The organism is [Clostridium] aerotolerans DSM 5434, assembly GCF_000687555.1.
GTDB lineage: Bacteria > Bacillota > Clostridia > Lachnospirales > Lachnospiraceae > Lacrimispora > Lacrimispora aerotolerans.
This window is the reverse complement of record NZ_JHWJ01000010.1, coordinates 151,906-175,238: the sequence shown is the minus strand read 5'-3', so window position 1 is coordinate 175,238 and position 23,333 is coordinate 151,906. Positions and strand designations below refer to the sequence as shown.

Genomic DNA, 23,333 nt, shown 5'->3' with positions numbered 1-23,333 from the left:
AAAATCTTAAAGATTCTCAGCCGCTTCGGCTTATCGGCTCCGGAGTGTTCCCATAGCCAAGTCCCACATGACGGCGCTCTCAGTCGGTGACGCCCTCTTCCTGTCGAGGTCCATAGGCCAGAGTCTCCTTCTCTGCCTTTATCAATATCTTTTTCCATTCAATAAAGGATAAGCTTCCCTGTTTTTAAAAAAATTATAACAGTTCATCACTTCACCACAATGAATTTCACTAATAATATCACAATCTTTTTTATCCTGCAATATTTATTTTTAACAAATTAATTCCAGTTCTTTCTAAATATTCCGCAATGTTGACTTTTCCTGTAGGAAAGGTTACAATTATTTTAAGTCTTGTGATACCGTAAAAAGGCTTTTTTTATTTTACTACAGCAGAGAGGTGACAGACCAATGAGTTCCGAATATTTACTGGTAGATGGCTACAATATTATATTTGCATGGCCTGAATTAAAGGAGCTTACAAAAACCAATATGGACTCGGCCAGAACCAAGCTCCAGGACATTCTCTGCAATTATCAGGGCTTTAAAAAATGCAACGTCATCCTGGTCTTTGACGGCTATAAGGTCAAAGGAAACCCAGGAACGATCATAGAGTATCACAACATTCACGTCATTTTCACAAAAGAAGCAGAAACAGCAGACCAATACATTGAAAAGGTGAGCCAGCAAATTGGAAGACAGTACCAGGTGAGAGTGGCTACCTCTGATAAGATGGAGCAGATCATCATCCTAGGAACTGGCTGCACCAGGCTTTCGGCAAGAGAACTAAAAAAAGAGATTGAGGAAACCAATATAGAAATTAAAAAAGAGCACTTAGAACGGATTCCCTCAAAGAAAAACCGATTGTTTGACAATGTTGACCCTGAGCTGTTTGAGTATCTGGAAAAAATCAGACTGAATAAGAAAGATTAGTTTTATCGTTCTACCCCCTCTTTCTCCCGGCATATATTTACTTAGGGTGTGTCTGAAAACTGCTTGTTTCAAGATGTGCGTTACACTTTGTGGGAGATTTGCTTCAGATGAAGGCGGCGTAGTGGGCTACGCCAACTGAATATGGAGCAAATATACTGCGAAGTGGGAGGTACAGATTGGAGCAATGAGTTTTCAGACACACCCTAGTCGCCCGAGGAGGAATTACACATGTCATTGATTGAATTGTTCCTGATTTCCATAGGAGTCTCTATGGATGCCTTTGCCGTCGCCATCTGCAAAGGCCTAAGTCTCCCCAAAATGAGCTGGAAACACGCCCTGGTCGTAGGGCTTTACTTTGGAGGTTTTCAGTCCATCATGCCGTTTCTCGGTTTTCTTTTAGGATCCCAGTTTAAAGACGCCATTGTATCCTTTGACCATTGGGTCGCATTTATTCTCCTTAGCTGCATTGGCCTTAATATGATAAAAGAATCTCTCACCCATGAACTGGACGACTGTGGAGATCCTTCCCTTCACCCAGGACAGATGCTCTTGCTGGCACTTGCTACCAGTATTGATGCTCTTGCCCTGGGCGTAACCTTTGCTTTCTTACAGGTAAAAATTCTGCCAGCCGTTTCCTTTATTGGATTTACTGCCTTTCTATTCTCTATCCTTGGAGTAAAGGTGGGGAATATGTTCGGAGCCAAATATAAGTCAAAGGCAGAATTTGCCGGCGGTCTCATTCTAATATTTATGGGCGGCGAAATTCTAATCGACCAGCTGTTTGGTATCTGATTTAAATACTTACGGTTTGTCCCCCTGGAACCTGGATCAGAGTGCTGTCTACACTGATAAAGACACTTTGGGCAGAAGGATTATAGACCATATCTCCGTCTATGGTGAATTTAAGCTGGGAGGCAGCATTCATATAATCCACGATCTCTATGTTGGTTGCATACCAGATATCCTCTCTGCCTCCCACCAGACGGCAGAACTCTTCCATCAGCTCCCAGTTATCATCTCTTGGGAATTCAAAGCTGTGCCCCCATACATACATCATGTAAAGATATTGGGTTTTAAAAAGTTCAACAAAACGGGCTCCATTTTCTAAGAGGTTGTGATTGTGATGGCAGGTGGATTTCCATTCCAGATAATTTTCCGGCATGGCAAAATCATCGGTGCTCCCGACCACTCTGCAATATTCAATCCCAAGCCCTGGGAGCATATCAACAATTTCCTTCGTATAGGAGCCGTTTGGATAGGACATGCCACGCACTGGATATCCTGCTGCCCTCTCTAATGCCCTGCGGTCTTCTAGGACCTGGAGCGCCACCTGGGGAAGGGGACATCTTGCTATGGTTGGGTGAAGCACCGTGTGACAGGATATCTCATGCCCCTCATAGACTTCCTTCCACTCTTCCGGCTTTAGTCGGTTTTCCATATGAGTGAGGCCGGAATTTACGTGAAAGGTTCCCTTGATCCCATTGGCGTTAAAAATATCAACAAGTCTCTTATCTTCGATCCTTCCATCGTCATAGCTCATGGTAAGGACTTTATGCCTTCCACCTGGAAAGCAGGTATATATATTTTTCAATGCTCCCGTCATAATGCTCCGTCTCCTGCTACGTTCTCATAATTTAAAACTGCCGCAAAGAATGCAAGAGCCATTCCCTGCCCCCAGCCCTGAATCCATTTCTTTGATATATTCCGGTATCCATCCCGGTCCTTCATCACTGCAGTTCCGCCGGAAACATCAGTCAGTCTTCCATCTGGCGCTACATGGGATAAGACTCCAGTGATGGACTTTTCTATGTATTTGATGTGAAGCGGATTGCCCTTTAAGGTCATAGCAGCCGCGATTCCGGCTGAAGCAGACAGCTCCTCATAGGATTCTTCATCATCAAGGAGCGTTCTCCACAAGCCTTGTTCTGTCTGAAGGAGCTTAAGCGCAGAAAGTTGCTCATTTAAGCTTCCAACGATTTCTAAAAACTGAGGATACAAATAGCATTCCGGAAGAAGAAGGCCTACCTTACTCATGGTATAGGCCGCCCAGCAATTGGCTCTGCCCCAGTAAAAGCCTGACATGTGATCCTTTGTGATGTTATTGTAGCCATGATACCACAGCCCGGTCTTTTCATCCTGTAAGTACTGAATGTGCCAGTAGTACTGGTTTAAAGCGTCTGAAACCAGCTCCTCATCCTTTGTCATAATGCCTACCCGTAGCAGGAAGAACGCCGCCATAAAAAGAGTATCCGCCCAGCACTGCTCCGGAAAATCATTCCCTGCTGAAACCGTATGCTGGAGCACCTGATCCCCGAACCGCAGAGCATCTGTTCTTAGATAGGATACCTTGGAACGGATGATGTCCATATAGGCGTCCTCGTTTGTGGCCTCATATAGCGTAATCAGGCAATGTCCCATGGCACAGGTATTCACTGTCCACACTGGAAGGCCCAGCTCTATGAGCTCATCCACACGTTCCTTTAGAAAATCCAGATAATCTTTCTTTTTTGTAATCTCATACGCTTCTGCAATGCCGTAATAGGCTACGCCGCATGGCCAGTCCCAGGACATATCCATTCGTTTTGTCCGGTCCACGATCCGGTCCATGGCCCCCTCAATACTCGCTCTGTCAAATTTTAATTTCCCCATTTGTTATCCCTCCATATCTGTTCCCATTATAAATGATTTTAGATCTTCTGCCAATAACCCGGCGTAGCAATCAGCTCCTTTTTCTGATAAATGAACCTGATCTTCTATGTAAAGCTCCAGGGCATTTTCCTCCCCTGCTTGTATACAGTATTCTGATGACTTTTGATATAGATTGATAAAAGGAATTCCTTCTTTCCTTGCAAACCGTTCCATCTCTCTGGCGTATTCTGGAAGTAGTTCTTCTATCTCTCCTCTCTCTCCTTCTTTTCTATCTCTGGTAGGACAGATGCAGACAGGAGATACCAGTACAGGCAATGCTCCCTGCTCCCTTGCTGCCCTTACATAGATATTTAGATAGTCAGAGAACTCTGATACCGGCACATAGCGCTCTGGCTTATTTGCGGATGCATCATTATGTCCGAACTGAATGAGAAGATAATCCCCTTCCTTCATTCTCGCCTTTATGTCATCCAAACGTCCTTCCTTTACAAAGCTTTTTGTGGACCTTCCAGCCATGGCGCAGTTATCCACGATCAAATGTCTGCTTTGATACCAGGCCTCGTTGGAAAAACCGGAGTTTTTTTGCCTGCGGACCTCATAAAGGTTTCCTGGGTCCAGATGAGACATAAGCTTTTCCCCTATTCCCATGGTTTTTACCTCCTGGTTCCAATAAGTCTGGTTCGTGGAATCTCCGGCAATAAAAAGTACTGGTCTAGCCTTCATGTAGGGAAGTACTTGGCTCATATCCATATCGGAACCATAGTAAAACTTAGGATAGCATGGCTGGTTGTAACAGTTGTTCTGCCATGCCACACCACAACGGTACTGGGTATCCTGCATTAGGGTAAAGAGCTTGTGGTTTGTAATCTGGGTATTGGTATAGATTCTAATGGCACTGCTGTCTTCCGTCCGCAAAAGCAGCTCTTCCCTGAAATCTCCAAAGATATCAGCCACCAGACAAGGGTTACCTTTAGTTCCGTTATTGGTCTTAGTTCCTAATGGCTCTAACATGGTCTTATGGATAAAATCATTGATTACACCAGTGGGGGATTGTTTTAAATAATCCTCTCCGTCGGTAATCTGGGTGGTTAAATCACCGGACCATCGAATGGACATATTGGTACCGAGGGTCTCTTTTTTCAGCAGTCTTCCATGGCAGTCATAGGTACCGACTCCATTGACCCAGCACTGCAATCCCCTTACCTCTGGAATCACATCTCCCACCATGCACCTGCCTAAATCCTTTGTGGCATATTCCCCGAATATGACTTCTCCGCTTTCTGCATCCCGGAGAGCATATCCATAAGGTGCCTGCTCCGCGCCTTCAAACACATTGAAGATTTCATAGCCTGGTCGGTCCGGGTCAATATCAGCCACATGCATGGCATCTCCATGACCAAGCTTTGCCATTCTACCGTCCGGTAGCTTATCGTGAGAGCTATAGAGCAGACTTCCGTCATGGTCAATACAGGCTGCCCCGTATATAATTTCCATACAGCCGTCCCCGTCTACATCGCAGACAGACAAGGAGTGATTCCCCTGCCCCGCCAGAGAACCATAGACAGGATCTGTCCCTCTTCCACCGTGTGGGTTGTCATCAAATGGATTATCCATTGGCACAAATCCACTATCAACCGTCCATACCTTATGGAATCGGTTTTCAAAAAAGTCGTAGGCAGCTATGGCAGACCTGGTATAATATCCCCGGCAGATGATGAGGTAGGGTCGTTTTCCATCTAAGTAGGCTACCCCGGATAAAAACCGGTCCACCCTATTACATGGCTCGATTCGATTCCCGGAATAATCTCCCCAAAGAAGACCGTCATCTTCCCTGTCAAAAGGAAATGGAATGGTTTCTATCTCTCTTCCATCTCCGGAGAACATGGTTAAATACTCCGGTCCTTCATAGATAAATCCCTCAAATTCCCGAAGCTTATTTCTAGAACTTCTCCTGGGTGCATACTCATCCAGAAAATAATCTGCCAGACGTGCCCCTTCCTCCTGATTTAGTGGATAGAACGCCATCGGCGGTATGTGAAAGCATTCCTCTAAGGTTCCTGGCCAACGACCGCTTTTTACCTCCGGATGATCCTGCCACTGGCAAAAGGTCTGAATGAGATGTTCCCGGTAGTCAGAAGCGCTGCACACATAGGAATCACTGTGGCTGTATCCTTTTTTTCTATCCTCTTCTGGCATGGTGATATAAAAGGAGTTGGTTTCCTTCCCATCCTTCCCAAACAGAGTCATACGGGTTCCCGGAGCAGTTTTTAAGGCTATTTCCGCCTTACCATCTCCATTAAAGTCATAGCACATAAACTGGGTGTAATGAGCACCAGCCCTGATATTTGGTCCCAGATCCAGACGCCATAAGAGAGTTCCATCTAGTTTGTAGCAGTCAATATAGCAAGGCCCTGTATATCCTTTGATAGAAACGTCCTGAGAATTCGACGGATCCCATTTCACAAGGTATTCGTACTCTCCGTCACCGTCTATATCAGCCACCGACATGTCGTTGGCTGAGTAAGTGTATTCCTCTCCCTTTGGCGTCACTCCAGGTGATGGCTTTTTTATAGGAATATCAAGATATTCCTGATCCCAAGCTCTAACAGGATCACAGGCATTATCTTCCACCCCATTGATCACAGAAGCCACCTGGTATCTGTCTGGCTCCCTTCCTTCCCGGTCTAAATAGTTGGTGCTGTCCGTTACCTTTGCCACAGGCTTTCCTTCCCGGTAAACGACAAAGTCTGCTCCGGTCAGCCCCTGTTTCATTTGATTATATCCTGTCACTTCATGAATAAGGAATCGCCAGCTTAAGAAGATTCCTTCTCCTGTTTTTATCGCAACTAGCCCCCGGTTGATTGCCTCTATCTGTTCCTCCTCAAAAAAATGAACGGGAGTTACAAAGGTTTCCTCCTGAACCGTTCCCCTCTCATCAGACTGAACCACCAGGAAATAATGGGGTTTACTGGTCGCCCGCTTAAGCTGATAATGATCCATTCCTTTTGAATCACTCTCAGCCATCAAGCGGTAATTTTCTTTCTCTGTCTCCCGGTCCGACCAATAGACTTTTGCCTTTTTCACACCTTCCATCACTTCCCATGCAATGGTCACGGACTGCCTGGTCATGGCTGTTATTTTTATCATGATTCTCCCCCTTTTTAGGCTTTACGAAAACTGTCCGAGGACATGGTCTCCACTAATTCATCGGCTTCCATTAAGGTCTTTGGCAGCTCACTTCGGATAAACTCTAAGGCGCATATTACGTTTAAGCACCACTGAGCCACAAAGTTGGTACTGATCCATGGAATTTCAGTAAGCTCCTTATGATTTCCTTTGTTATTTTGCCTGATAATCTGGAATCCATTGTGATTTCCTTCACAAATCATGGCATGAAGCAGATGGCGCCAAGTGGTCTTACCAAGGGTTTCATCCTTTAAATACCACGCCCCAAAAGCTCCCATGGCTGCCGCCATAAAAGGAAGAGAAAATTCCCTGTCTCCAATTAATCCGCCGGATTCTTCTAGCTGCTGTTGTCTTGGCAGATAATAAAACCTTCCGTAATCTGCCATCATCTGCTTCCACTCTTCATCTCCCATTAAATCTGACATTTCCATGAAAATTTGGGGCGCTCCCATGCAGATCTGAAGGTGGGTACCTCCTGCTGCCCTCTCTCCGATGTAGCGAAGATGAACGGTCTCCGGATCAAATTCGAAATCAGGTCCTGATATCAGCTTTAAGGGGGCCTTTTTAATGTCCTCCATACCAATCTGGATTTTCTTTAAATACCGGTCATCTAAAAACCGTTCCCACTGTGTCAACCAATTGGCACAAAGAGAAGACCAGTCTGGACCGCTTCTTGCATGACTAGGAAAGACCATTTCTTCTTTCTTATAAAAATCTGCCAAAGGGTCCTTTTGAAGAAAGGTCATCTCATTGTCCTTTAACTCTGAAAAAATGTCCTCCAGCCTATAATCACCTGTCATGTAATAATAATACCGGTGGTGAGCAGCCATGGCAATGCGGGCTTCCTTACAGGGGCACCCCCAATGACGGACGTTGTGGCGAGATCCAAGTCCTTTGTATTTGCCCATATGGTACACATCCACCTCCGAGGCATGACGGGTCAGCTTCTCTGCCAGAGTGAATATCTCCGGACGCCCGGTTCGCAGGAAAGAAAGCCACAGCCATAAGGTGGGAACCAGCTCCGTATTATCCCAGGCATAGCCTCCCATATCGTAACGCCACTGATGACGCTCCGGGTCATAGGTATGCATGAAATCCCCATAATTAAATAGTCCGTACCAGTTTCTCTGCTCCACCTCATTTTGGTAAAACTGTACGGCACAGTCCAGCTGATCCTCAAGCCATGCCTCCACCTCAGTCTTCCGTTCCGGCAAAGACCAGTGACCAAATGCATTCAGATTATGGTAATATTCCGGTTCTCCTGCATACTGGGGTGGATTCGTGACTGCCTTGGAAAAACCTGATAATTCTTCTTCCGTAGGAATCATACTCTTATGAAATGAGATGGAATACTGGCTGGTGGAAGCAATTCCATAAGGAGTAGCACCTTTATAGTCATAGCCCTCGTAATAGACCTGATTATATCCTCTGTCCGTGTAATGTCTGAAATCCATGGCTTCTGCTCCGGGGCTATACAGCCAGATGGTTGCTTCTGCTTCTTCCTTCGTAAGTCCCCGAAAGGTATAACCCGACGGATAGGTCTGCCAGAAATCCCGAATAGAGCAAAGGACACTTCCATTCTCTCCTCCAAAGGCAGCCCCACCCATGGTCCTCTGTCCATGTAGACTATCCAGATAACAGCAGTCTGGGATGGCAGTCTTTTTCTTAATCCGGAAATGGCTGGGACTTTCCTGACAGAGATCATACTCATCCCAAAATGGCATATCCTGCATAACCTGTTCTACGGTTTCTAACTCACTGCCATTTAGCTCCAGGCGCTCACCTCTCATCTGAGCCTTATAAATCTCTGCCGGGACTCTGGGACGCCAGGTGAGAAGCTCTGCCATGGTCTCATGAAATATGCCGTTATCTCCTTCAAACATCACATGACGGTTATACATGGGGCCTGACAAGGGAACTTGAAATGTTAGGCCGATTCCTTTTAAGAAATCCTTATTCTCATCTCCGTCGTATAAAAAGGTATGGGTAAAGGAAAGCTCACTGCTGTTAAGCCCTACATACATTCGAATAATGAATGGAATCTTTTTATCACCGTCAGAAGATACGTGGCTTCCCCGGTATCTTATGACTGTTCTCAAAGGTCCTGTCTCTTCCAGTAATACCTCTTCCACCACTCCCAGATATTTCTTTTCCAGCCTTCCTTTTTCATTCCCTCTTGAAATGGGTACTTCCAATAAAAGAACGGGACAGGCTTTCCCGGCTCTTTTTACTCCATTTACAAGGACTTCATCAAAGAGACAATCTCCGGCATCTGGGATATGGATACAAAGGCTTCCTGCTTTCACTAAATAGCCATTCACTACTTCCTTTACCCGAAGGGCCACGCCACTGTCTTCAGACTCAAAACCAGCCTTTTCCTTTAACAGCACCTCAATGGTTTCCGTCAGTTCATCGGCACATGCAGTATGGGCTGACCATTTGACCGTGCCATCCGGCCAGAACGCTGTGATTCTTGACTGCATGGGAACTGTTTTGCCATCCTCATTTTTAAGCTCATATCCCGTTTCCTTGTTACACGTTCCCTGCTGCCACATACATCCCCATGTGGTATAACCTGTCTTCTGTCTGTTCCCTAGATTATGCAGCTTCACTTTTTCCTCCATCTGCGCCTGTTTGACGCTTCCATTCCTTTCGCACTACGATAAAACAGGCAGTACAGTCCCTGCAAAGGGTCTGTACCGCCTATGTTCAACCACCTCGCAGCATCTACTTCGCAGTATCCTGCTGATATAATTCATTGATTTCTTTTACCAGTCTGTCGCCGCCCCGGTCTAACCACTGCTTTGCTGCTGCATCAAAACCAGCATCGTCGATCTGTCCGCAGATGTACTGGGTTCTGGCATCGTCAATGATCTGCTCGATGTCAGTCCCGACTTCTGCATTGACTCCGGAGTTAGCCAGATATCCAAGTGCCGGGTTATAAATGGCAACTTTTTTATTCTTTGCAATGGCTTCTTCCTGAGCGATTGTGCTTTCCTGTTTCTCCAGGGTCGGACTGGTTGGATTTAAATTTGGAATATAAGCAATGACGGAATTTAATCCTACGTTTGGTGTCTGCTGTACTTCCAGCTTGTTTCTCATCACTACTTTGCCAGCTTCATTTTTATCGTAGGTAACGCCTTCCAGACCGTAATCAGCCAGAACCATCATCTCATCGTCACACATTTTGTCTAAGAAATGAAGACAGTTCTTTACATCATCTTCTGTTTTCGCTCCAGCCTTTGTGATCAGATAAAAGCCGTTAAATCCGCTGGTTGCAAGCGTTTTATCATTGACTGGTCCAACTAAGGTCATGGTAGCTGTTTTCGTAGGATCTACAACAGATTTCACATCGTTTTGGATGTAGTAATTCCAGATTCTCTTTGCTCCGTCCATAACATCAACAAATGCACCTGCTTCTCCCTTTTTACAGGCATCTCCAAAGGTTCCGGAGTCTACCGTTGCCCAGTCCTTACGGATCAGGCCATCGTCATAGATCTTTTTGATCCATTTTAAGGCTTCCCTGAATTCCTTTGTCTGGTGAACAGGAACCAGCTTTCCATCCTGCTCCACCCATTTGTTCCCGGTTCCGAACCAGGTCTGCATAATATCAACCGGACCTACATACTTGGTCATCTCAAGACCATAGGTATCATCTTTTCCATTGCCATCGGGATCTTCATAGGTGAATTTGTAAAGCATGTTATAAACATCTTCTGCCGTCTTTGGCGGCTCTGTAATGCCTACCTTTTCAGCCCAGTCGGTACGGTAGGAAAAGCCGTAGCGGCCGATTTCTCTGGCCCGGTAAAGAGCGATGACCTTACCATCTACAGTAACCGCCTTTAACACATTGGGATCTGCTTTGGAAAGGTTTGGATAGCTTTCTGTATCCTTTAAAAATTCAGTTAAATCCCAGAAAGCGCCTTTCTTTGCCGCATCTACCACATTGGCAGTCAGATCACCGCTGCCGGTAACGATCATAGGCATATTGTCTTTATCCATAAGGACGAGGCCAAACTTCTCCTTGTAGGTATCGTTGGCTTCTCTTCTCCACTCCACCTGGGTATTGGTATACTCCTCGTATTGTTTGATGACCTCATCGGAATGGTCATTCTTTAACTCGGTACCGTAAAACTGAGGAACCATAATGGAGATGCTTGCCTTTCCTCCCTCTGCCCCGGACTGCGCTGCCCCCGCAGACGTCTGCCCGGATTCTCCCGAAGTCTGTCCGGTCGTCTTGCTTCCACACCCCGCAAGTAATACCATGGACCCGGCAAGAGTCACTGCCATAGCTTTTTTCCACACCTTTTTCATCATAACACTTCTCCTTTTAACATTTTATTTATCCTTTTACAGAGCCAACCATAACGCCCTGTGTAAAGTACTTCTGAACGAAGGGGTAAATCAGCAGAATGGGGACGGTAGCAACCACGGTGGTCGCCATCTTAACTGCTTTCTGAGGCGGCATGCCAAAGGCCCCCCAGTCGAAACCACTGTCATTTGCCACACTGGAAGTGAGGAAAATGATTCTTCTTAATACAATCTGAATGACCTCCTTATTGCTGTCAGAGATATACATCATGGCATTGAAATAGGAATTCCAGTGGGTTACCGCATAAAACAGAGCCACGCTTGCAAGAACAGGCTTTGAAAGAGGCAGAATGATTTTAAGAAATGTCTGCCCGTCATTGCATCCATCCATTCTTGCGGCCTCTTCAAGCTCCATGGGAAGCCCCTGGAAGTAGTTCTTTATAATGATCATATTAAAGGGATTGATTGCTCCTGGAAGCCACAATGCCCAGAAGGTATTCTTTAGATGCAGCACGTTTGCCACCAGCATATACATAGGAACCATACCGCCTGTAAAGAGCATGGTGATGATTACCATGTTGGTGAAAAACCTTCTTCCCTTAAAATACGGTCTTGACAGCGGATAGGCAAGGGTGGCGGATAAGGTCATATTGATGATAACTCCCACAAAGGTAACAAATGCAGAATTCATAAGCCCTCTGATGGCATCGCCTGTCTTAAATATGTACTGATACGCATTTAAGGAAATGGTACGGGGAAACAGAAAGAATGCCCGTTCAGTCAGCTCCCGCTCGGTAGCAAAGGAGCCTGCCACAATGTATACAAATGGAAGCAGTGTGATCAGTGCAAATGCCCCTACAAACAGGTAAATCAGTATCTGTACCAGCTGATCTCCAGGACTTCTTTTTATCTTTAACGCTTTTGTCTTAGCCATTTTAAAACCTCCCGATCAATAAAATCCTGATTCTCCAAACATTTTCGCCAGCTTATTTGCCCCCAATACCATGATCATACTGACTACAGATTTAAACATGCCTGCTGCCGTTGCCAGGGAATAGCTGCCGTTTACAACACCCTTTGTATAGATGTAGGTATCAAACACATCGGACACTCCCCGGTTCATGGAATTTTGCATCAGAAAAATCTGCTCATACCCAGTATTTAATATGGTTCCGACACGCAGGATCAGCATAATGACAATGGTGGAACGGATCGCAGGAAGCGTAATATGCCACATCTTCTGCCACCGGTTGGCTCCGTCTACTTCTGCTGCTTCATAAAGCTGAACATCAACGCCAGACAGTGCCGCAAGGAAAATAATGGTTCCATAGCCGGTTTCCTTCCACATGCTCTGACCCACGATCATGGAAACAAAGAGCTTTGGATTAGACATAATATCAGGAGCATGGCTCCTTCCAAATATTTCTACCAGCCAGTGGTAAACCAGACCATCGGTGGTGCTAAATAGCTGGGCGGTTAAGGCTGCCACGATTACCATGGAAATAAAATGAGGAATATACACCATGGTCTGTGCCACTCTCCGAAACATCATGTTCTTGATTTCATTTAACAGAAGCGCCAGAATAATGGGTGCCGGAAAATAAAAAATCAAGTTCGCGATGGAGATTGACAATGTATTTGTTAAAACCCGGACAAAATCAGGCCCAGTGAAAAACTTTTGAAACACAGACAGCCCTGCAAATGGACTGTGAATAAATGCCCCCAGCATCGTATCTCCGTTATAAGGGCTGAATTCCTGAAATGCCATGATCAGTCCGCCCATGGGCAGATAACTGAATACCAGCATGTAGATAACTCCGGGAATTATCATAATATACAGCCACTTATGAGCTTGCAGCGCTTGCTTTATGGTTCCTGCCCTGGACTTCGCTTTTATAGGCATTGCGTTCTGACTCATTCTCTCTCCTCCTCCACTTTTTGGGGGACATCTCTTTTGCCTCCCCCCTTGGTGAAGTTATCGTACATCACACTTCCGGCTTTTGTAAATAATCATTATCAAACCTGTTTATTTCCATAAAAATAGCCCCGATCCCCTGTGAATCACAAGGTTTTATCGGGGCTTGTACCACTCGATTATCATTTTATTTCCAGGGCTTATCCTATTCTTTATGCTCTTTCCGGTAAGCCGAAGGGGTTGTCCCTACCTGGTTTTTAAAAAAGCGGATAAAATTCTGGACGTTATTATAATTTAATCTGGTTGAAATATCTGCGATAGAGTCTGTGGAAGTCAAAAGCATGTACTTAGCCATTTTAAGCTTTTCTTCATTGACCATGTCTGTAAATGACAATCCCTTTTCTTTCTTTAATACCCTGCTGATATAATTGGGATGGTAGCTTAAGGAATCGGCACATTCATTCAGGCTTATATTTCCGTTCTTGTCTTTGATCATTCTTGTTACTTCTTTAACAATATCAGAAGAGCCTGCAGCTCTCGCCTCAGAAAGGGCTGCCATCACAGGATTAAATATCTCTTCCATGATAAATGAGACCAGTTCCTTCTGCCCGTATACATTAGAAGCCCTAGTCAGAACGTTATACTGGTCACTTCCAAAGAGATCGGTAAGGGACAGGGAGGCTCTGGCCGGAATATCAAGGACAGCCGTAAGCAGCCTGGTAATATAGAACGTCCGCTCCATACCGGAAGCGCCTTTCATCTCCATTCTGCTCACAATCAGCTCCAGAAGCCTTCTTGCTTCTTCCTCATTAAAGCTGTCCACCGAATGGATCAGTTCATCCTCCATAATCATATCGTAGACATTGCCAGCCGGGTCCATGAGAGAATAATCATCGTAAAGGACCAGAGAAGAACCATTTTCATTGCGGTCATGGTTCTTGCTGTGAAGCGCCTCAGAGCATTCCTCGTAGGCTCTGCCTGTATGAGTCAGCTTATGAAAGGTACGGCTGATGCCAAATGCCACCGGATAACCGTAAATCTCCATCACATGGTCCTTGATCTGCTTATAGACAAGAGCTGTTTTATTATCCACCTCAAGATCATCATTTTCTCCAATGATAAAAAGAGCCATATGCCCATAGATGACAGGGGATACGAAAAATGCCTCTCTCACTCCTTCCGGCAGATTCATTAAGACCTCCCGGTTGATCTTATCTCTTTCTTCCCTTGTCACCGGCGGCTGCTTTTCTTCAAACTTACAGGATATAGCAATCAGCCGGTAAGAGCTCCAGGCTTCCATTCCATACTTTTTCATGGTCTCCTGTATCTTTTCCATGCTTAACTCACCCTTTAACAAATTGGATAAGAAAAGCTCCCGAATCTGCGCATTCTGGTCATCTACAAACTTTTGAAGCATGAGCACCGGCTTAGAAAAAGCGGCGGCAGATACTCTTAAGGCAATAAGAATAACTCCAAAAATACCAATCATAGCGATGGATGCAAGCACAAAGGGGATTCCTCCCCGGTTCATCTTCGCCGTATCCACGCCAGTGATGTAGGTAAGACCATTTCCTCCCGATTCCATGACGCTTAAACGGAAGTTTTTCCCTCCCCCAGAGGCATAAGTCCCGCTTTTTGCCCCTCCGCCTTCTAAAGAGGCACGATACGCCTTTGTAAGGGCTGGATTCGTCTCCATCAGCACTTTTCCATTGCTTAACACAGTCACATCGTAGCCAAGCTTTCGGTAAGGCTCAGATAGGTTCTCCAGCCGTTCCGTATCCAGACGGACCGTCAGTACGTAAACGGTACCCACACTGCTGTACTCTTCCTTTACAACAAGAAGCTCACCTGCCGTGTCCACAAAGCCGGATTCCTTTACCGTGCCCTCATAAGGGCTGGCGGTATCCATCCGGTTTAACCAGTAAAGGGACAGAGGGATCTCCTTTTGTTCTTCTAAAAAAGCTTCTACCTCTGATAAGTTTTTTAAATCCTTGATGGGATACATCCCGTATTTGTTTAAGACCCAGCCCTCTTTTACATTTATGAAGTTGTAAAAGCTCACATATTTCGAGAGAAAGTAATTTCCCTGAAGCATGTTTTGGGCCTGCTTTAATTCCTTATACTTGGAATAAGGTACTTCCTCCTGGTTCACCAGCCATTTGACTGATGTGCTGCCGGTGCTGTCCAAGTAATATTCCCGAATGGAGGAAAATACATTTTCATATTCGTTTGCAACACTTTTGCAGTAGGAATCAAGAGCCTGTCCGCTCTTACTGTTCTCCCCCTTAACATAGATATAGTAAGATACGATTCCCATAACAATCAGAGGAATTGTTACCAGCAAAAGAAACTGCAAAAACAAGCGGTTCTCGTATTTTACATTATTCTTCAATTTCTTTTGTCCTGCTCTTCCTGTTCTCGTTCCAATAGGCAATATCATCGCCCTCTGTTACCCCGTCTAAGATAAGATGAAAGCCAGCAGCCTGTATGGCCGCCTTACCTTTCCCTTTTACCTGATACCAGCCATCTTCTCTCTCTTCCCACTCGTCTCTTTCTCCCTGCCCATACCCGCTTAAGGCAGTAAACCTGATGGTCCTTGTGGTTACAGCGTCCTTCCATACCGCCTTCTGAGTCAGAAAAGAAGCCGAAAAGCTTCCTCTTGCTGCCTCTTTAAATTCTCCGTCTCTTTCCACTTCAATGACGTAGTCCTTTACGCATCCCTGGTGCATCCGGTCCTTTTGATCCGGCACCATTAGAAGTCCTGAGACAGCTAACGGCTCCTGTAAGCAGATATCCACGGAAATCGGATAATTCTCTTTTTCTATCCACACAGACGTGTTGGGATTCTCCTCCGATAAGGAGGACAGACTAGTGACCCCTGCCTCATTTTCCGGAACATAGCGGGCCCCTAATTCCTTCATACGGCCATTAGGGAAAAGGTGCTTTTCAATGGCTGCAACAGGAATCTCTTCTTTTGGCGCAAACTCCTCTGAAGCGGCATAGGACAAAAGAGCCTCCTTAAAGTGGTAGGCCGCCGGCCTTTTTTCAAAGCTCCCCTCCAGACTGGCGCTCACGAGAAGAAGCCTTCCATTCCCTACCCTTCCTTCTATTAAAAGTCCAAGGGACAGGTTCCGGTTCCAGTCATCAATGGCCCGTATCACAGGCTCGAAGCCTTCCGGCATCTCATCAAGCAAAAAGCCTCTGGAGCTTCCTAAGATATCCTCCCACTGCCAGCCACCGTGTTCCTCCGTGGGAAACCGGCGAAAGATGGGATGATCCGGATTCATCATAAGCCCAAGGCTTCGGCACCAGCCTGGTCCCATCTGGCTGTTCCAGAACACAGGGCGGATGGATAGAGGGGGGCAGTCAAAATCCAGCTGGGATAAAAACGGAGAAAATACCACTCTGCCACCGGATAAAAGAGCTTCCTTTGCCTCTTCCCATCGTCTGGTAAATAGAACATGTTCCCTTTCTTTTCCCTCTTTCTTTGGATAGACGTAAAGAGGCCAGCTATTTTCCGTCTCTTCCATAAAAAGAGTCAGCTTAAGCTTTGCTGGTTCTGTGATATAAGATAGGTCTAAAGAAAGAGTGCCAACCGGAATATTTTTCCCGGCAGAAGCAGTGACTTCTTTTAATTCCCCCTGCTCCATCACTAAAACTCCCTTACCCAGCTCTTCCTTTTCAAGCTTCCAGGTAATAATGCTATCCTTTAAATCTTTCTTTCCAAAATGGCACAGCTCCACCGGAATATTAACTGGTTCCGTATTCTTTATTACATAAGAAGATATCCTGGCTAATATCACGGTTTCCTGGTTGAACTGCTTAAACTCGTCCGCAGTCACATATCCTTTATTCTCCCAGAAGGGATCTAAAACACCTACCAGCGCAGTCCCCTGCCCCATGTAATCGTGAAGGTCCAGCATCTCGTACCCATAGATATGTGGAGTCCTTAAATTAGCCTCAAATTCTTCCTTGTACATCATCACCTGATTTTTGCCGGAGCAGCGGACAAAGGTCTGATTCAGTTCCAAAAGCTTTTTCGCCCTTGCATTCTCCCGAAACACCTTATAATTTCCGGGCTTAAGATACCCGGTAAATTTATCAATCACAGAGAAATCAGGGTAAGCACACCACTGACCCATCTCATGACTGATGACAGGCAGCCTGGCACCTTCCAGAGATGCTCTGTAATCTTTTCCCTTAAACCCTTCATGATTGCGGATATTTCCTCCCAGCAGCGGCCCATAAGCCGAACGATGGAAATAGATATAGTCTGTTCCTGTAATGTCCTTAGGAGGCACATCATAAAACCAGCCAGACTGAGCCGTATAAAGCCGCCTGCCTTCATAGCCCAGACTTTCATCAAAGCTTCTTGTCTCCTTCACCCATTGCTTTAATGGCCCATACCAGCTTCCAGAGGGCTCATTGGTGGGAGAAAACAGGGCAAAGGAAGGATGGTGACCAAACTGCCTAAGAATCCTTCTGGTCTCCTCTTTCAGCACCTCTTCCATAGGAATGCCATCATTAAATATATTCCACATACCGCACTCCGGCTGTAAATAAATCCCTTCCTCATCTGCCGCCAAAAAGGCTGCCTCCGGCGGACACAGGGAATGGCACCTTATGAAGTTAAATCCCCATTCTTTTATAAGCTTCATAAGGTTTTTCCACCACTTAAGGTCTGTGGAGGGGTATCCGGTAAGAGGATAATCACCGCCAAAATGAGTTCCCCGAAAATACTCCGGACGGCCATCAACAAATATCATGCCATCTTTCACTTCTATAGTTCTTTCATGGGCTGCTCCATAGGCTTTGCGTTCCCTGTCCCGTTTTTCTATCTCCCCACGGCTCAAAAGGAGAATATCTCCCGCCATCCCATTCCAGGAAGCGCCAAGGGCATCGGATACTCCATGGCCGTCCGGCCTGTAAGGGTACTGAAACCGGTTATCAATTAAGACGGTGAGGGTATGAGCGCCTTTTTTCAGCCTGCCAAGATTTATCTCGTGGGCCGTACAAAGAGAACAGTCACTTCCCTTGTATTCCCCGTCCACCCAGGCGTAAGACCGCCACCTGGTCAGTTCAATATGTAAATAAATCTCGTCCCCGGATTCTTCCCGAATCTCAATCTCCCGTTCATACCAGGCCAGTCCAATAAAATGCCTTGGAGGCTGACAGAGAAATGGAATGGATACCTCCTCATCCTGGGCGAACTGGTACTCTTCTCTTTCATACCAGAAGGGGTCATGAAGACCGCTGACCCACTGGGTATCCTTTTTAATCGTATCTCCATAGCCCTGCCCCTGGAGTATCCCCGGAAGAATGACAGGCCCATCGGCTTCTCGATCTGGTTTTACTGGCGGCTCTTCATGGATCTGCTCTGTAAATTGGTCACACCATAAACTCCAGTTTCCTGACAAGTCCATCAACATAGCTCATACACCTTAAAATTACGATATTCTGCAGTCAGCGGCGCCAATTGGCGAAAGCCAATTTTACCGCCCCTTATCAGCTCCCCAAATAAGGTATCATCGTCAAATTCAAATATCTCAAGACCGTTAATGGAAAACCGGATGTTGCGGCTGTATTTGCGGACCTCCATACGATAGAAATCATTGCAGTCATTTGCCCCTGGAATCGGATCTGCCCCCTGAGCCACAAGATGAAAGCCTCTGCTTTTTCTTAAATTGCAGGTATGAAAGCTCCTTTCATCCGGTTCCTTTCTTCTAAAATATGAAATATGAAAGGCATCCATATCTCCACTGTGATACTGGGGATATTCCCCTGTCCTTTTTGAAAGGGACGGGTCAAATAAATCCTTTCCCCCATTCCCGGAAGCCCCGAAAAACAAGATGCACAGTCCTTCATCAGTAATGGGCTTAAACTCCCAGGTTATCTTTATATTTTCCGGAAATTCCTCCGGGCACCATAGTACATAGTTTGCCTGCTGCCCCATCCCATGATCCAGTTCATTTTTCAGGCACATGGTATTATTTTCAAAGCTGATTCTGGCTTTCCCCTCCAGAATAAAACCTTTGATATCTTCTTCTTTGGAAAGGGGATTGTCATAGATCAGTTTCTCTTCAATCAGCTGAATATATCCTGCTGTATCATTCATTGTTATGCTTCCTCCAATCATTTGTTTTTTTACACTCCACTGGATAATTATACCTCTGCTGGATATTATTCTCAACCGTTTCAGAACGCTATTTTATCTTTCCAATCATTGCTAATTATGGTAGACTTATGGCATACATACATGGAGGAGGAAGCTGCATGCAAATGCAATACACCCAAACGATAAGCAACCAGAGCATTCTTGGAATTATACGCCGTTTTTGCAGCTACATAGACACAAGACTTACAGAACATGGCACTCACGTAGCCTATATCATTTTCAGAATGATAAGTAAAACAGGACAGTATTCCCATGAAGAGCTTCGGGACATCTGCTTTGCAGCACAGATTCATGACATTGGAGCATTTAAAACAGAGGAAGTTTCAAGAATGCTTCAATTTGAGACGAAAGACGTATGGAATCATTCCTTCTATGGGTTTCTTTTTGTCCATTATTTTTCTCCTTTAAAAGAGCTGGCACCGGCAATACTTCTTCATCACATCGGCTGGAAACATATGAAAGACCAGGATCATTTAAGCGATAAGCTAAAGGATCTGGCACAGCTCATACATATCGCGGACCGGATTGATGTTTCCATGTCCTTGGGGCACATGACCTGGAAAGATACCTTTCGTGCTTTAGAACAGGGAACGGAGACTATATTTGCCCCTCACATATTAGAACTGGCATCTCTTCTTGATTTTAAGGGCACCATTGACGAGGAATGGAGACAGGATAAAGAATACGCAGATTTTTTAACCCAAATTCCTTTATCCGGAGAAGAGATCACCGCATATCTAAAGATGCTTGTATTTATTATCGACTTTCGAAGCCATTACACCGTGACCCATACCATAGCCACCACCAGCATCAGTTACGAGCTTGGACGCCTGGCCAGTTTCACGGAGGAACAGCTGAACCTGGTCTTATGCGGGTCTCTGCTTCATGATTTAGGTAAGATTGCAATCCCCGTTGATATTTTGGAATCTCCAGGGAAATTAAACAAACAAGCCATGTCGGTCATGAGAACACACGTGGACCGGACCGAAGAAATCTTTGGGGGCCTCATTGACGATTCCATTGTCCGCATCGCCCTGCGCCATCATGAGAAATTAAACGGAACAGGATATCCAAAGGGCCTTACCGCCAAGGAGCTGACAAAGGAAGAGCGTCTGGTGGCGGTTGCAGACATCATAAGCGCCCTTACAGGAACAAGAAGCTATAAAGAGCCCTTTCCTAAGGACCGCATACGGACCATACTGATTAATATGAAACGAGATGGTTACCTGGATTCTGGAATTGTAGATATGGCGGTCTGGAATCTGGATCAGATTCTTGATATGACGAAAATACGGTGCCGCCCGGTTCTTAGCATTTATGAAAAGCTTTGGAAGGAGTACGACCAGTTCTTAGAGCTGAATTCCAGTCATGACAAAATACGGTTTGCCCTTTCCATTCAGGAGCCAATATCCCCAGTCCTATGGCCATAAAAATAGCCGGTATGGGAGGAAATTCCTCCTGATACCGGCCAACTTTTATTTAACAAATACTCTTACAAACTTCTTTTTGCCACGTTTTACAACGACGCCTTCTCCGGAGAGCTGCTCTTTTGTAAAGAGAGTCTTTACATCGGTCACTGCTTCTCCCTCTACGGTTACGCCGCCCTGTTCCACGTTACGTCTTGCCTCGGAACGGGTTGGTGCCAGACCAGACTTTTGTACGATGGTAAGAATATCAACGCTTCCATCTACAAAGTCAGCTTCTTCCATCTCCCATGCAGGCATATCTGCCGCATTGCCGCCGGCAAACAGCTCTTTTGCACTCTTTAAGGATTTTTCCGCTTCCTCTTCTCCATGAACCAGCTTCGTCAGCTCATAAGCAAGAATCTCTTTTGCCTGATTTAACTGGCTTCCCTCCCAGTGATCCATCTCATTGATCTGCTCAATGGGTAAGAAGGTGAGCATGCGGAGGCATTTTAATACATCGGCATCGGCTACATTTCTCCAGTACTGGAAGAAATCGAATGGAGAAGTCTTTTCCGGATCAAGCCACACGGCGCCAGACTGAGTCTTACCCATCTTCTTTCCTTCGGAATTTAATAGAAGGGTAATGGTCATGGCATGTGCGTCCTTGCCTAATTTACGGCGAATCAGCTCGGTACCGCCAAGCATGTTGCTCCATTGGTCATCACCGCCAAACTGCATATTACAGCCGTAGCGGTTAAACAGCTCATAGAAGTCATAGCTCTGCATGATCATGTAGTTAAACTCCAGGAAGCTGAGTCCCTTTTCCATACGCTGCTTGTAGCATTCTGCCGTAAGCATACGATTCACAGAGAAATGAGGTCCTACTTCGCGAAGCATATCAATATAATTAAGCGCCATCAGCCAGTCTGCATTGTTGACCATAAGGGCTTTCCCTTCTGAGAAATCAATAAAACGGCTCATCTGCTTTTTAAAGCACTCACAGTTGTGCTGAATGGTCTCAATGGTCATCATCTGGCGCATATCGCTTCTTCCGGAAGGATCACCGATCATAGCGGTTCCGCCGCCCAGCAATGCGATCGGCTTGTTACCAGCCTCCTGAAGACGCTTCATCAAACACAGTGCCATGAAATGTCCTACGTGAAGGCTGTCAGCCGTTGGATCAAAGCCGATGTAAAATACGGCCTTTCCTTCATTGACCATCTTGCTGATCTCTTCCTCATTGGTTACCTGGGCAATCAATCCCCTGGCTTTCAGTTCTTCGTAAATTGTCATAGCTATTCTCCTTAAATAAATAAAAATAAACCCCGTCCTATCAAAAGGACGAGGTTAAAATCTCGCGTTACCACCTTAAGTTCATAAGCAGCTCACACTGCTTACCTCTTTAAGTACCTGCTTCGATACTCTAGCACGTTAACGGGTGCAGGAATCCGTCACAGCCTACTGGGCAATTGCCGTTGGGTGTGAAGCTCAAAGATGTATTCACAATCCGTTTCCCATGCGCCTCTCATCTTCCGGCTGCTTTCTGTATGGTCCTTCGCACTGCTACTTGTTCTTTTCAACGCTTTTATGGCGTATGAAGTTAATGATTAGTATATGTTTTTTTCCACGGTTTGTCAAGGTATTTCCTTCAAATGTCCTTTAAGTTCTTTTTGTGCCGGTACATATCGATGTCAGCATTTAAAATCGTATTATTCAGGTCGTCGCCCAAACGGTATTCTGCCACCCCATAGGAAAAACAGGGACGAATTCCCTGAATCTCTTCACACTGCTCCTGGGCGGCTTTTAAGACTTTTTTCATCTCATCCGCATTTAACCGGTTGCTTAAAAGGACGAATTCATCTCCCCCAAAGCGGTACAGCCACATGTGCTTTCCTTTTGTCTTTAATATGGCGGAAGCAACGCTGCAGATTGCCGCATCTCCGCTGGAATGGCCAAATTCATCATTGATATTTTTTAAGTTGTCAAGATCGATCATCGCCATAGTGCATTCTGAATGACGGTTGATTTTCTCCAGCTGTTTTTCATAGGCAATCCGATTATAGGTGCCGGTAAGCGGATCGTATAAGATCTTCTGTGTGGTCATAAGCAGAAAATATAGAATAACGAAGGCCTCCGAAGCACTCCATACCATAAAATGCAAATGAAACACAATCTCTGCCATGATGGCAAGTCCAATCACAACCAGAAAAAGAAGTAAAAACAGAGTCTCCGTCTTGCGGTTTGGCTTTCCCCTCTGCCTTGCGGAACAGAAAATCAGAGAGGAAAGGTAAAAGCCAGAAGCCACAAAGGTAATAAAGAACAGGGGACCTCTTGTATATATATTTTCTCTGCTAACATGAAAAATAAACCCCATCCAGATACTTAAAATGGAAAATACAATATTTATGACCATAGGCAGATAAAACCATGCGGGAAACCGTTTGGAATCTTCCGTCTCGTAGATCAGCACAAGGATCATGGGCAGGCAGGGACTTATGGCAAAATTGATAAACGTTGTCAAGGTTCTAAGTTTAAAGCCCTCTACCGTAGATAAGCCGCTGAAACAATAATCTGCCCAGGTATCTGCTATCACCAGAAAGATCAGGCCGACTTCCCAAAGAAACAGCCTTTTGATTCGTTTTGAAAAAAGCTTGTCTGTAATCACCATTACCGCAAAAACCAAAAGAGCAATGGCAGGGGCATAATATGATTGCAGTGCATCCAAAAACATGGGATCCTCCTGAACAATAGAATTAATACA

Annotated in this window: 15 protein-coding genes, 2 pseudogenes and 1 other annotated feature; of the genes and pseudogenes, 4 read left to right on the top strand and 13 right to left on the bottom strand. The window is 45.4% G+C overall.

Annotation, left to right across the window (positions count from 1 at the left end; translation table 11 throughout):
- Positions 1–408 precede the first annotated feature (408 nt).
- Positions 409–930 (top strand): NYN domain-containing protein, encoded by a 522-nt coding sequence (locus T546_RS0114515; RefSeq protein ID WP_026892234.1) that lies wholly within the window; start codon positions 409–411, stop codon positions 928–930.
- A gap of 37 nt (positions 931–967) precedes the next feature.
- On the opposite strand, the pseudogene T546_RS26450 reads toward T546_RS0114515, so the two are convergent.
- Positions 968–1,030: pseudogene (locus T546_RS26450) on the bottom strand (DUF6783 domain-containing protein); the annotation flags it as partial.
- Between T546_RS26450 and T546_RS26355 the strand changes: the two are divergent.
- Both T546_RS26355 and T546_RS0114510 read left to right on the top strand, forming a co-directional pair.
- Positions 1,004–1,168 (top strand): annotated as a pseudogene (locus T546_RS26355) (DUF6783 domain-containing protein). The pseudogenes T546_RS26450 and T546_RS26355 overlap by 27 nt on opposite strands.
- Positions 1,159–1,722 (top strand): manganese efflux pump MntP, encoded by a 564-nt coding sequence (locus tag T546_RS0114510; protein ID WP_026892233.1) that lies wholly within the window; start codon positions 1,159–1,161, stop codon positions 1,720–1,722. The pseudogene T546_RS26355 and the gene T546_RS0114510 overlap by 10 nt, the downstream one beginning before the upstream one ends.
- A 1-nt stretch (position 1,723) precedes the next feature.
- Here T546_RS0114510 and T546_RS0114505 read toward each other — a convergent pair whose 3' ends face one another.
- The 10 genes from T546_RS0114505 to T546_RS0114460 all read right to left on the bottom strand — a co-directional run bounded on the left by T546_RS0114505 (position 1,724) and on the right by T546_RS0114460 (position 19,106).
- Entirely contained in the window at positions 1,724–2,533 is an 810-nt protein-coding gene (locus T546_RS0114505) for a polysaccharide deacetylase family protein (protein WP_034599406.1), read from the bottom strand.
- On the bottom strand, positions 2,530–3,579 hold the full coding sequence (locus tag T546_RS0114500; protein ID WP_026892231.1) for a glycoside hydrolase family 88/105 protein: 1,050 nt from the start codon (positions 3,577–3,579) through the stop codon (positions 2,530–2,532). The genes T546_RS0114505 and T546_RS0114500 overlap by 4 nt, the downstream gene beginning before the upstream one ends.
- 3 nt (positions 3,580–3,582) lie before the next feature.
- The gene (locus T546_RS23660) at positions 3,583–6,726 is read right to left on the bottom strand and encodes a rhamnogalacturonan lyase family protein (RefSeq protein ID WP_034599403.1); all 3,144 of its coding nucleotides are present in this window, start codon (positions 6,724–6,726) and stop codon (positions 3,583–3,585) included.
- A 14-nt stretch (positions 6,727–6,740) separates the two neighbouring features.
- Complete coding sequence (locus tag T546_RS23655) at positions 6,741–9,389, bottom strand: exo-rhamnogalacturonan lyase family protein (RefSeq protein WP_034599400.1); 2,649 nt, start codon at positions 9,387–9,389, stop codon at positions 6,741–6,743.
- A 103-nt stretch (positions 9,390–9,492) separates the two neighbouring features.
- Positions 9,493–11,082: a type 2 periplasmic-binding domain-containing protein gene (locus T546_RS0114485; protein WP_026892230.1), complete on the bottom strand. Its 1,590-nt coding sequence runs from the start codon at positions 11,080–11,082 to the stop codon at positions 9,493–9,495.
- A 25-nt stretch (positions 11,083–11,107) separates the two neighbouring features.
- Positions 11,108–12,010, bottom strand: coding sequence for a carbohydrate ABC transporter permease (locus T546_RS0114480; protein ID WP_026892229.1), 903 nt, complete (start codon positions 12,008–12,010; stop codon positions 11,108–11,110).
- Positions 12,011–12,025: 15 nt separating this feature from the next.
- Positions 12,026–12,994: an ABC transporter permease gene (locus T546_RS0114475; protein ID WP_034599395.1), complete on the bottom strand. Its 969-nt coding sequence runs from the start codon at positions 12,992–12,994 to the stop codon at positions 12,026–12,028.
- Between the two features lie 202 nt (positions 12,995–13,196).
- Positions 13,197–15,383: a helix-turn-helix domain-containing protein gene (locus tag T546_RS0114470; protein ID WP_026892227.1), complete on the bottom strand. Its 2,187-nt coding sequence runs from the start codon at positions 15,381–15,383 to the stop codon at positions 13,197–13,199.
- The gene (locus T546_RS0114465; RefSeq protein ID WP_026892226.1) at positions 15,373–18,420 is read right to left on the bottom strand and encodes a hypothetical protein; all 3,048 of its coding nucleotides are present in this window, start codon (positions 18,418–18,420) and stop codon (positions 15,373–15,375) included. The genes T546_RS0114470 and T546_RS0114465 overlap by 11 nt, the downstream gene beginning before the upstream one ends.
- Positions 18,414–19,106 (bottom strand): DUF1961 family protein, encoded by a 693-nt coding sequence (locus T546_RS0114460; protein WP_026892225.1) that lies wholly within the window; start codon positions 19,104–19,106, stop codon positions 18,414–18,416. The genes T546_RS0114465 and T546_RS0114460 overlap by 7 nt, the downstream gene beginning before the upstream one ends.
- 158 nt (positions 19,107–19,264) lie before the next feature.
- On the opposite strand from T546_RS0114460, the gene T546_RS0114455 reads away from it, so the two are divergent.
- Positions 19,265–20,596, top strand: coding sequence for an HD domain-containing phosphohydrolase (locus T546_RS0114455; protein WP_026892224.1), 1,332 nt, complete (start codon positions 19,265–19,267; stop codon positions 20,594–20,596).
- Between the two features lie 45 nt (positions 20,597–20,641).
- Here the strand turns inward: T546_RS0114455 and tyrS are convergent, their stop codons facing one another.
- Complete coding sequence (gene tyrS / locus T546_RS0114450; RefSeq protein ID WP_026892223.1) at positions 20,642–21,865, bottom strand: tyrosine--tRNA ligase; 1,224 nt, start codon at positions 21,863–21,865, stop codon at positions 20,642–20,644.
- Positions 21,866–21,906: 41 nt separating this feature from the next.
- Positions 21,907–22,161: a binding site (T-box leader), on the bottom strand.
- Positions 22,162–22,220: 59 nt separating this feature from the next.
- The gene (locus T546_RS0114445; protein WP_026892222.1) at positions 22,221–23,303 is read right to left on the bottom strand and encodes a GGDEF domain-containing protein; all 1,083 of its coding nucleotides are present in this window, start codon (positions 23,301–23,303) and stop codon (positions 22,221–22,223) included.
- Between the last annotated feature and the right edge of the window lie 30 nt (positions 23,304–23,333).

Excerpts from the sequence above, each read along its gene's own strand:
- T546_RS0114515 (WP_026892234.1), top strand. The coding sequence starts at position 409 with ATGAGTTCCGAATATTTACTGGTAGATGGCTACAATATTATATTTGCA.
- T546_RS0114510 (WP_026892233.1), top strand. The coding sequence starts at position 1,159 with ATGTCATTGATTGAATTGTTCCTGATTTCCATAGGAGTCTCTATGGAT.
- T546_RS0114505 (WP_034599406.1), bottom strand. The coding sequence starts at position 2,533 with ATGACGGGAGCATTGAAAAATATATATACCTGCTTTCCAGGTGGAAGG.
- T546_RS0114500 (WP_026892231.1), bottom strand. The coding sequence starts at position 3,579 with ATGGGGAAATTAAAATTTGACAGAGCGAGTATTGAGGGGGCCATGGAC.
- T546_RS23660 (WP_034599403.1), bottom strand. The coding sequence starts at position 6,726 with ATGATAAAAATAACAGCCATGACCAGGCAGTCCGTGACCATTGCATGG.
- T546_RS23655 (WP_034599400.1), bottom strand. The coding sequence starts at position 9,389 with ATGGAGGAAAAAGTGAAGCTGCATAATCTAGGGAACAGACAGAAGACA.
- T546_RS0114485 (WP_026892230.1), bottom strand. The coding sequence starts at position 11,082 with ATGATGAAAAAGGTGTGGAAAAAAGCTATGGCAGTGACTCTTGCCGGG.
- T546_RS0114480 (WP_026892229.1), bottom strand. The coding sequence starts at position 12,010 with ATGGCTAAGACAAAAGCGTTAAAGATAAAAAGAAGTCCTGGAGATCAG.
- T546_RS0114475 (WP_034599395.1), bottom strand. The coding sequence starts at position 12,994 with ATGAGTCAGAACGCAATGCCTATAAAAGCGAAGTCCAGGGCAGGAACC.
- T546_RS0114465 (WP_026892226.1), bottom strand. The coding sequence starts at position 18,420 with ATGTTGATGGACTTGTCAGGAAACTGGAGTTTATGGTGTGACCAATTT.
- T546_RS0114460 (WP_026892225.1), bottom strand. The coding sequence starts at position 19,106 with ATGAATGATACAGCAGGATATATTCAGCTGATTGAAGAGAAACTGATC.
- T546_RS0114455 (WP_026892224.1), top strand. The coding sequence starts at position 19,265 with ATGCAAATGCAATACACCCAAACGATAAGCAACCAGAGCATTCTTGGA.
- tyrS (WP_026892223.1), bottom strand. The coding sequence starts at position 21,865 with ATGACAATTTACGAAGAACTGAAAGCCAGGGGATTGATTGCCCAGGTA.
- T546_RS0114445 (WP_026892222.1), bottom strand. The coding sequence starts at position 23,303 with ATGTTTTTGGATGCACTGCAATCATATTATGCCCCTGCCATTGCTCTT.